The following is a 10,823-nucleotide window of genomic DNA, read 5'->3' on the forward strand; positions in this document are numbered from 1 at the left end:
TCGCGAGCAGGCTCGCGCCTACATTGGAACGCGTTTCTCTGTAGGAGCTGGCTTGCCAGCGCAGAGGTCGGTGCAGCCCACCCAGAACTCAGGGTTTGAAACCCTGAGCCAACAACCAACTCCTGACCATCCGCCCCTGCTCCACCGCCAACCCGGCCAGCACCTGATCCGCCGGCTCGCCGTGCTTCAACCGCTGCACCAACGGCGCCACCTCAACACCTTGCACATGCCAGATGCCCAACGGCTGATCCGCCGTGATCACCACCTCGGCCTCATCCACCAGGCCATCGCGCAGCACCGGTGCCCGCTCGATCTTCAGCGCCTCGAAATCCGCTTCGGCATGGGCCACTTCCGCGTCCGGCCAGTTCCGCCGAGCCTGCCAGAACGGTTGATCCAGCCAACGCTGTTCATCGGCATAGAAATCCCGGCCAACCCGCGCAAACCGCAAAAACAACTGCTCCACCCGCTGCTCGTGGAAACGCTGGGCCAACGCCGCGCGCTCGGGTTTGCACAACAGCGTGTTGATCACTGCGGGCGCCTGCAACGCCGACGACAACGACTGAAAGATCCCGTTGCCCGACAGCGGGTCGACGGCCATCGCCGCATCGCCGACGCGAATCCAGTTATCGCCACACACCCGCGGGCTGAGTATCGCCGTGCTGCTGCGGGCGTGCAGTTGCAGATCCGCTTCCTCTTCACCGGCAAAGAAGGCCTCGGCCAGCCGCGAAGCCTGGCGCCGTTGCCGGCAGTAATCGAGCAACATCGCCTTGCCCGGTAATTCGGCACTCGCCACGTCCACCGTCCATTGCCAGTAACACTGGCCGTCGGCACGGCGCGCCATCCACGTCCAACCGTCCTCAAGGCTTTCCACGGCGCTGGCGGTACTGCCAGGCTTACCTTGCCAGCGATTGAGCAAGCTGACCGACTCTGGCCCACGCAGCCCCTTGCCGATGGCGGGCGCCTGACGTCCGCGGGCCTCGACGAGAAACGGTGCGAACAGCGATTCACGTCCGTCGATGTCGATTCGATGCCCCGTGGCCGATGACTGCACTGTCAGTACCCGGCCTTCAATCAACCCGACCCCGGCCAGGCGCAAATCCTCACGCAGGCCTCGGTCAAAGGTCGGGCGATCCAGCAGGAACTCGACGTTCTGCGCATGCTGCTGGCCATTCCAGTTCACCTGACGTTGAGAGGGCAGCGTCGCCTCTGCCAACGCTTGATGCAGGCCCGCGCCGCGCAAGGCGTCCAACACCCGCATGGACACCCCTTCGAGCGCTGCAAACCGACGCCACTCGCTGATCAACGTGACGCGATAACCGAGCCGCCGCATCCCCAACGCAACCGCAGCGCCTGCCGGACCGGCGCCCAGAATGACGATCTCGGTCATGGCCCGAATCGCCGTTCAGGGCCACGGTAACGAGCGTGCTCGCGCAACCACTCGACAACTTGCTCGTTGCTGGCACCAGGCTGTTCGGTGAGGAACCCGGCGATGTGCCCGCTCAAGGCGGCACACCCGAGGCTCGCCCCGGATTGTCCCGGATAAGTGCCATGCACGCAGGCGGCGAAATCCGCCTGGGCGCTGTTGAGCCACGACCATTGCGATTCGGCGCAGCGCGCATCGCCGGTCACGCGCAACACCTGCGGATAATTCGCCGGATACACGCCGTCGCCCTGGGCCGGGCTTGAGGCGCAAAGCAATATGCCGTGCGCCACCGCCGCCACACAGGCCGCGCGCAACAGGCTGCGATCCTGGCGCAGGCCGAGGCTCAGATTGATCAGGCGTACGTCCTGCGCCACCAGCCAGTCAATCGCCGAGGCGATCTGCAACGCGCTGGTGACACCTCGCTGATCAAACACCTGGGCCACGCAAAACAGCGCCGAGGGAGCACGTCGCCCGATTGCCTCGATCACCGCACTGCCATGCCCCAGCGGGTCTTCGCGCAGGTCGCCCTCGGCCAAGCCATCTTCGAGCAATGAAAAACGTCGGCCGGCGATCACTTGCACCCGTTGCGCCGCCGAATGGCCACTGTCGACCACCCCGACGCGCAACTCAGGCTTCATGCAGCACCGTTGTCGAGGTGAGCACGCCGTCGAGCAATTCGAAGCGCAGATCGGCATCGGCCAGGGTCGACGGGCGATGGCTGATCAGGATCCGCGTACGTCCGGCAAATAGCCGGTCGATGGCATCGATGACTTCGCGCTCGGTGGCTTCATCCACCGCTGAAGTCGCTTCATCGAGCACCAGGATCAAAGGGTCCTGCAACAGCGCCCGGGCTATCGCGATGCGCTGTTTCTGCCCGCCGGACAACTGCTGGCCACGCTCGCCCAACGGGCTGTCGAGACCTTCGGGCAAGGACTCGATCAAGCTGTCGAGTTGCGCCAGCCTCGCCACCTCCGCAATCGCCTCGCGACTGGCGTCTGGTACTGCGTAGGCGAGGTTGTCGGCGAGGCTGCCGCGAAACAGCACGATGTCCTGGCTGACGATAGCCACGCGCTGGCGCAACTGGAACAGGTCCAGCTCGCGCAAATCGACGTCGCCCAGCAGGACCCTGCCCGTCTGCGGATCGTGATGACGTTGCAGCAGGTCGATCAAGGTCGATTTACCGACGCCGGAGCCGCCGCTGAGGGCCACTTTCAAGCCATAGGGAATCCGCGCCTCGATGCCACGCAGGGTCGATTGCCGACCGGGGTGGGCGAAGTGCACGTTGTCGAACCACAGGTCGCCACCCACTGGCATCGAGCGTGGTGCGGCCGGCGTCAATACGGTCGGTTGTTCGCCGCGCAACTCCATGACCCGGCCGAGGCTGACGGTCATCCGCTGAACCGCAACATAGAGCCCGAGCAAGCTCTGCACCGGCCCGACGGCCATGCCCAGATAAGTCGAAAACGCAATCAGCGCGCCAAGCTGCCAGGTGCCCTGCACCACCCAGTAGCCGCCGATCAAAAAGGCGCAGGCCCGCGACAGCGAAGTCAGCGTGCCGGGCACAGCCTGGGTGAAAAACTCGGTGACTTGCAGGCGCAGCAACTGGCTCATGTAGCCCTGTCCCAGCGTTTCCAGACGCCGTGCTTCACGCTGTTGCTGGCCGGCGGACTGGATGAACTTCATCACTGGCAAGGTCTCGACCATGAACGAGGACATGTCCGCCGAGCGCTCGCGCAATTGCCGCACATCGCGTTCGACCTTGCGCCGCATCCAGCGCAGCCAGAGGACATCGAGGGGGATCAGCACCAAGGCCAGCAGCGAGAGTTTCCACGACAGCGTCAACAGCATCGCGATGGCCACCACCAGGCCGATCACGCTCGACACCGCCGAGAACAGCGAGTCCACGGCAAAGCGCTGGATTTCCGCGACATCGCCATCGAGGCGCGACATCAGGTCGCCGATGCGTCGCTGTCCGTAGAAACTCGGCGACAGGGTTTGCAGGTGCCGGTACAGGTCATCGCGCAGGGCAAACAGCATGCGTCCGGACAGGCGTGTGTGCAGGTAGCGGTTGATACCCGACAGCGCCGTGCCCAGCAGCCCGGCAGCGATCATCAGCCCAGCGATCAATACCAGCGTCGGGAAGTTGCGCGCCAGCAGGCCGTCGTCGATCAACAGTTTGGTCAGCCAGGGTTGCACCAGCACCAACAGCGAGGCGCAGACCGACAGGCCCAACAGCCCGGCTATCGCCAGGCGGTGGGGGCGCACGAAGCTGTACAGCCAGCCCAGTGACGCTTGCAGGACCTCAGGGTTCTGGCTGTCGATCAGCCGAACGATCAGGCGCTGCATCACGAGCGCAACTGCTTGAGCTTGCGATACAGCGTCGCGCGGCTGATGCCCAGGGCGTCGGCGGCGGCCGAGACATTGCCCTGGTGCGTATCCAGGGACTGACGGATCAGCTCCAGTTCGTTTTCCCGAATGCTGCCGGCCTGGGGGCGTTCGCTGGCGGACAACTCGTCGAGCATGCTGTCGGGCAAGTGATCGAGGGTCAGCACGGTCTCGCCCGGCTCGCGCATGGCCAGCGCGGTGCGCAGGACCATCTCGAGTTGGCGGATGTTGCCTGGCCAGTGATAGCCGCTGAGCAAGCGATTGAGATCATCGTGCATGACCGCGGTGGGGGCGCCGAGCGTGGTCAGCATGCACCCGATAAACGCAGTGAAATCTTCGCGTTCGCGCAAGGCCGGGAGCATCACGCTGATGCCGTTGACCCGGTAGAACAAGTCCTCGCGAAAGTGTTTTTCGTCCACCAGACGCTTGAGGTCGCGGTGGGTGGCGCAGATCAGCGCGACGTCAATGTCCTGCTCTTCGCCGGCGCCCAGTGGCGCAACTTTGCGATCCTGCAACACCCGCAGCAGCCGAGCCTGCAAGGCCAGCGGCATGTCGCCGATTTCATCGAGGAACAGGGTGCCGCCGTGAGCTTGCTGCAAGCGACCGACCATGCCGCCCCGGCGCGAGCCGGTGAACGCGCCTTCGCGGTAGCCAAACAATTCGGACTCGATCAGGCCTTCTGGAATGGCCGCACAGTTCACCGCGACGAAGGGTTTGTCGCAGCGCGTTCCGGCCATGTGCAGGGCGCGGGCGATGACTTCCTTACCCGTGCCGGTTTCACCCAGTAACAGCACCGGCAGTTCATTGGCCAGGCCTTGGCGAGCCATGCGCAGGGCTCGGGCGTAACGGACATTGCTGCCGGCGAGCGCTTCCAGGTCCGGTTGTGCCTTGGGCGTTTTTGCCGCTGTGCGCGGCGGGCTGCTGACGTTGATCGAGCGTTGCGGTGCACGCAGGGTCTTGTAGAAAAATTCGCCCTTGGCGGTTTGCAGGCTGCCGGCGCCACCCTGATGCAGGCGCGCCAACAACTGCAGGCCGTCGACACCGAGAAACTCTTCGCAACGCCGACCGATCAAGGCCGGGCGTTCGGCGTGGAGCAACTGGCAGGCCTGTGTGCTGACCGCCAGGATCTGCCCGCCAAGGCTGACCGCCAGCAAGCCTTGCCATGGCGATTCGAGGTACTGTTTGCGGCTGTGAAAGGCCAGGACGATTTCGTCCGGATAGCTGGCATGGAACACCCGGCTTTCAATCTGGCTGACCGCCATGGCCAGCAGCGCCGTGCTGTCGTGGGCTCGGCCGAGAGGGCCTTCGCGGGTCAGGTCAAGGACACCCAGAATGTTGCCTTGTGGACAATGGATTGGCACCGAGGTGCAGGAAAAGTCACTGAGGCGATCCAGATAATGTTCGCCGCAATCGATCAGGGTTGGCCGGGCTTCCACCAGTGCCGTGCCGAGGGCGTTGGTACCGCGTGCGGCTTCGCTCCAGCAGGCGCCGAGGGTGATGTCCTGTAGGCCACTGCCCTTGAGACGGTCGGCGCGGCCTTCAACGGCAAGGATGGTGGCGTCGGAATTGGCGAGGATGATCAGCCCTTCCTTGCCCTGACGCTCGGCCAGGTAATCAATCGCCGGCAATGCGGCGTCGATCAACAAGCGGTTGCTGGCCAACAACACGTCGAGGCTGGCATTGGAGCCCAATTCGAGCTCGTGCTTGGCATTGAAATGCACGCCATGGCTCAGGCTGCGCCGCCACGAAGCATCGATTTCCGCCCGCAGGACACCATCCGGCACTTCGCCTTCCAGGTGCAGCTTTTCCCGGGCCAGCCGGGCTTCGCGATGCAGCTTGGGGGAGTTTGTTTTTATTAGCGTCATCAAGCGCTCCGGGTCATCCGCCCTTGCGCCTTCATACGTCGGCGCCCTGCCGCAATCTTTACGTTAACGTCAGGGCGATGGCAAGTGCCTTATGGCGCTTGCGGTCCGTAATGTCGGATCAGACGTGAGGGTCACCCGGCGCCTTGCTCGGCGCTGCGTATTGTGGCTTCAAATGTCCATCCTGATCGAGCAGCCAGGCGTCCATGATCTCCCTCACGACAGGCCCGGCAACGCGGCCCCCCGCCTCGCCGTTTTCGATCATTACCGAGATCACGATCTTCGGATGCTCGGCCGGCGCGAAGCCGACGAACAAGGCATTGTCGCGGTTACGCTCGCGGGTTTTTGCCCGGTTGTAGCGTTCGCCCTGCTTGATCGCCACCACTTGCGCGGTACCACTCTTGCCGGCAATGCGGTATTGCGCACCGACGGCTGCGGCCCGGGCAATACCGCGGGCATCGTGCATCACCATCTGCATGCCATGGTTGACCTGCTCCCAGTCCCTTGGGTCCTTGAGCACGATGTTCGGCATTGGGTTCTCATCCACGGGTGCAACCCCGTCCACGGTCTTGGCCAGGTGCGGCCGGTTCCATACGCCTTTATTGGCGATCAGCGCTGTAGCCTGGGCCAGTTGCAGCGGTGTGACCTGCATGTAGCCCTGGCCGATGCCGAGGATCACCGTTTCGCCCGGGAACCATGCCTGACGACGCGTGGCGCGTTTCCAGGCCTGGGATGGCATCAAGCCCGGCGACTCTTCATTCATGTCCAGGGATACCTTCTCACCGAGCCCGAACATCGACATGTAGTCGTGCAGCCGATCGATGCCCAGCTTGTGGGCCAACTCGTAGAAATAGGTGTCGTTGGAGCGCATGATTGCCGCGTCCATGTCCACCCAACCGTCGCCGCTGTGGTTCCAGTTGCGGTACTTGTGATCGAAGTCCGGGAGTTGGTAGTAGCCCGGATCGAATACCCGGGTCTGAGGTGTGACAACTCCCGCGTCGAGGCCAGCAATCGCCACCTCTGGCTTGATGGTCGAACCTGGCGCATAGAGACCGCGCAACACGCGGTTGAACAGCGGCCGGTCGATGGAGTCGCGCAGCGTGGAGTATTCCGTGGAGCTGATCCCGGTGACGAACAAGTTAGGGTCGAAACTCGGATTGCTGACCATGGCCAACACCTCACCGGTCGAGGGATCCAGCGCGACCACCGAACCACGGCGATCACCCAGGGCCTGCTCGGCGGCTTCCTGAAGTTTGATGTCGAGGCTCAGGACAATGTTTTCACCGGGAACCGGATCTGTGTGCTTGAGCACTCGCAACACTCGGCCCTGGGCATTGGTTTCGACTTCTTCGTAACCAACATGGCCGTGCAACTGCGACTCGTAGAATTTTTCGATGCCTGTCTTGCCGATGGATTGGGTACCACGGTACTCCACCGTATCCAGGGCTTTGGACTCTTTCTCGTTGATACGCCCGACATAGCCGACCGAATGAGCGAAGTGTGCGCCCAGCGGATAATGGCGCACGAACTGCGGCTCGACATCGATACCTGGGAGGCGGAATTCGTTGACGGCCAGTTCGGCGATCTGTTCTTCGGTGAGCTCATAGAACAACGTCACCGGGACAAACGGGTGGCGTGCCTGCTTCATGGCCTTGTCGAACAGCGTGCGGTCTTCGGGCGGCAAGTGCAGGATATTGACCACCTCATCCAGCTCACTTTTCACATCGGTGGTGCGTTCACGAGTGATGGTCAGGTTGAAGCTGGGACGGTTGTCGGCGAGCACCACACCATTGCGGTCATAGATCAGCCCTCGGGTAGGCGTGATCGGCAGGACATGCACACGATTGTTTTCGGAGATGGTTGAGTGATAGTCGAATTCGACCACTTGCAGGACATACATGCGCGCCACCAGCGCGCAGGTGACGGCGGCGACGAACAAGGCACAGGCCATCAGCCTTTTGTTTACCAGGCTCGTCTCTTTTTCGTGGTCCTTGATGGGAATCGGTTCAGGCATTTCTACAGCAACTCTTTGACGATGAAGGAGGTGCCGATCCGTAGGCTTTAAATCAGTCCGTTAAAAAACGAGCTGCACCATACCAAAAACCGCCCGGTCACTTTAGCCCGATTTACTCTAAGCACGTCTTTCAGAGAGCCAAAACGCAACAGACGTCTTGCTTGCGAACTTTCCTGCGGACAAAAACAAAACCCCAACTGCTTTCGCAATTGGGGTTTCGGAATTTAATCTTGACGATGACCTACTCTCACATGGGGAAACCCCACACTACCATCGGCGATGCATCGTTTCACTGCTGAGTTCGGGATGGGATCAGGTGGTTCCAACGCTCTATGGTCGTCAAGAAATTCGGGTACTGACTCGTGACCAGATGGTCTCGCTTCAGCAAATCGGGTATGTGACAGCTAGGTGTTTGTGCGTTTCGAACTTTCGGTTCGTTTCGTCTTCACACACCGCAATCTGGTGCTCTTTCGCTTTTCAGCTCGAAGCATGCAAATTGCTTGGGTGTTATATGGTCAAGCCTCACGGGCAATTAGTATTGGTTAGCTCAACGCCTCACAGCGCTTACACACCCAACCTATCAACGTCGTAGTCTTCGACGGCCCTTCAGGGGACTCAAGGTCCCAGTGAGATCTCATCTTGAGGCTAGTTTCCCGCTTAGATGCTTTCAGCGGTTATCTATTCCGAACATAGCTACCCGGCAATGCCACTGGCGTGACAACCGGAACACCAGAGGTTCGTCCACTCCGGTCCTCTCGTACTAGGAGCAGCCCCTCTCAAATCTCAAACGTCCACGGCAGATAGGGACCGAACTGTCTCACGACGTTCTAAACCCAGCTCGCGTACCACTTTAAATGGCGAACAGCCATACCCTTGGGACCGGCTTCAGCCCCAGGATGTGATGAGCCGACATCGAGGTGCCAAACACCGCCGTCGATATGAACTCTTGGGCGGTATCAGCCTGTTATCCCCGGAGTACCTTTTATCCGTTGAGCGATGGCCCTTCCATACAGAACCACCGGATCACTAAGACCTACTTTCGTACCTGCTCGACGTGTCTGTCTCGCAGTCAAGCGCGCTTTTGCCTTTATACTCTACGACCGATTTCCGACCGGTCTGAGCGCACCTTCGTACTCCTCCGTTACTCTTTAGGAGGAGACCGCCCCAGTCAAACTACCCACCATACACTGTCCTCGATCCGGATAACGGACCTGAGTTAGAACCTCAAAGTTGCCAGGGTGGTATTTCAAGGTTGGCTCCACGCGAACTGGCGTCCACGCTTCAAAGCCTCCCACCTATCCTACACAAGCAAATTCAAAGTCCAGTGCAAAGCTATAGTAAAGGTTCACGGGGTCTTTCCGTCTAGCCGCGGATACACTGCATCTTCACAGCGATTTCAATTTCACTGAGTCTCGGGTGGAGACAGCGCCGCCATCGTTACGCCATTCGTGCAGGTCGGAACTTACCCGACAAGGAATTTCGCTACCTTAGGACCGTTATAGTTACGGCCGCCGTTTACCGGGGCTTCGATCAAGAGCTTCGCGTTAGCTAACCCCATCAATTAACCTTCCGGCACCGGGCAGGCGTCACACCCTATACGTCCACTTTCGTGTTTGCAGAGTGCTGTGTTTTTAATAAACAGTCGCAGCGGCCTGGTATCTTCGACCGGCGTGGGCTTACGCAGTAAATGCTTCACCCTCACCGGCGCACCTTCTCCCGAAGTTACGGTGCCATTTTGCCTAGTTCCTTCACCCGAGTTCTCTCAAGCGCCTTGGTATTCTCTACCCAACCACCTGTGTCGGTTTGGGGTACGGTTCCTGGTTACCTGAAGCTTAGAAGCTTTTCTTGGAAGCATGGCATCAACCACTTCGTGTTCTAAAAGAACACTCGTCATCAGCTCTCGGCCTTGAAATCCCGGATTTACCTAAGATTCCAGCCTACCACCTTAAACTTGGACAACCAACGCCAAGCTGGCCTAGCCTTCTCCGTCCCTCCATCGCAATAACCAGAAGTACAGGAATATTAACCTGTTTTCCATCGACTACGCTTTTCAGCCTCGCCTTAGGGACCGACTAACCCTGCGTCGATTAACGTTGCGCAGGAAACCTTGGTCTTTCGGCGTGGGTGTTTTTCACACCCATTGTCGTTACTCATGTCAGCATTCGCACTTCTGATACCTCCAGCAAGCTTCTCAACTCACCTTCACAGGCTTACAGAACGCTCCTCTACCGCATCACCTAAGTGATACCCGTAGCTTCGGTGTATGGTTTGAGCCCCGTTACATCTTCCGCGCAGGCCGACTCGACTAGTGAGCTATTACGCTTTCTTTAAAGGGTGGCTGCTTCTAAGCCAACCTCCTAGCTGTCTAAGCCTTCCCACATCGTTTCCCACTTAACCATAACTTTGGGACCTTAGCTGACGGTCTGGGTTGTTTCCCTTTTCACGACGGACGTTAGCACCCGCCGTGTGTCTCCCATGCTCGGCACTTGTAGGTATTCGGAGTTTGCATCGGTTTGGTAAGTCGGGATGACCCCCTAGCCGAAACAGTGCTCTACCCCCTACAGTGATACATGAGGCGCTACCTAAATAGCTTTCGAGGAGAACCAGCTATCTCCGAGCTTGATTAGCCTTTCACTCCGATCCACAGGTCATCCGCTAACTTTTCAACGGTAGTCGGTTCGGTCCTCCAGTCAGTGTTACCTAACCTTCAACCTGCCCATGGATAGATCGCCCGGTTTCGGGTCTATTCCCAGCGACTAGACGCCCTATTAAGACTCGCTTTCGCTACGCCTCCCCTATTCGGTTAAGCTCGCCACTGAAAATAAGTCGCTGACCCATTATACAAAAGGTACGCAGTCACCCAACAAAGTGGGCTCCCACTGCTTGTACGCATACGGTTTCAGGATCTATTTCACTCCCCTCTCCGGGGTTCTTTTCGCCTTTCCCTCACGGTACTAGTTCACTATCGGTCAGTCAGTAGTATTTAGCCTTGGAGGATGGTCCCCCCATATTCAGACAAAGTTTCTCGTGCTCCGTCCTACTCGATTTCATGACCAAGAGATTTTCGCGTACAGGGCTATCACCCACTATGGCCGCACTTTCCAGAGCGTTCCGCTAATCTCAAAGCCACTTAAGGGCT

At 59.8% G+C, this 10,823-nt stretch carries 5 protein-coding genes and 2 rRNA genes; all 7 read right to left on the reverse strand.

The window, feature by feature from the left end; all coding sequences use genetic code 11:
• Positions 1-88 precede the first annotated feature (88 nt).
• Positions 89-1,387 carry a tryptophan 7-halogenase gene (locus J1D76_RS05335; RefSeq protein ID WP_421137355.1) on the reverse strand — a complete coding sequence of 433 codons (1,299 nt, stop codon included), beginning with the start codon at positions 1,385-1,387 and terminating at the stop codon, positions 89-91.
• Positions 1,384-2,061: a S8 family serine peptidase gene (locus tag J1D76_RS05340; protein WP_421137356.1), complete on the reverse strand. Its 678-nt coding sequence runs from the start codon at positions 2,059-2,061 to the stop codon at positions 1,384-1,386. The genes J1D76_RS05335 and J1D76_RS05340 overlap by 4 nt, the downstream gene beginning before the upstream one ends.
• The gene (locus tag J1D76_RS05345) at positions 2,051-3,769 is read right to left on the reverse strand and encodes an ABC transporter ATP-binding protein (RefSeq protein WP_421137357.1); all 1,719 of its coding nucleotides are present in this window, start codon (positions 3,767-3,769) and stop codon (positions 2,051-2,053) included. The genes J1D76_RS05340 and J1D76_RS05345 overlap by 11 nt, the downstream gene beginning before the upstream one ends.
• Positions 3,769-5,673, reverse strand: coding sequence for a sigma-54-dependent Fis family transcriptional regulator (locus J1D76_RS05350; protein WP_421137358.1), 1,905 nt, complete (start codon positions 5,671-5,673; stop codon positions 3,769-3,771). The genes J1D76_RS05345 and J1D76_RS05350 overlap by 1 nt, the downstream gene beginning before the upstream one ends.
• A gap of 118 nt (positions 5,674-5,791) precedes the next feature.
• The gene (gene mrdA / locus J1D76_RS05355) at positions 5,792-7,684 is read right to left on the reverse strand and encodes a penicillin-binding protein 2 (RefSeq protein WP_421137359.1); all 1,893 of its coding nucleotides are present in this window, start codon (positions 7,682-7,684) and stop codon (positions 5,792-5,794) included.
• Between the two features lie 228 nt (positions 7,685-7,912).
• Positions 7,913-8,028: ribosomal RNA gene (gene rrf, locus J1D76_RS05360) — 5S ribosomal RNA — on the reverse strand.
• Positions 8,029-8,195: 167 nt separating this feature from the next.
• Positions 8,196-10,823, reverse strand: a 23S ribosomal RNA gene (locus J1D76_RS05365); the annotation flags it as partial.

Source organism: Pseudomonas sp. NFX15 (genome assembly GCF_049132105.1).
Lineage (GTDB): Bacteria > Pseudomonadota > Gammaproteobacteria > Pseudomonadales > Pseudomonadaceae > Aquipseudomonas.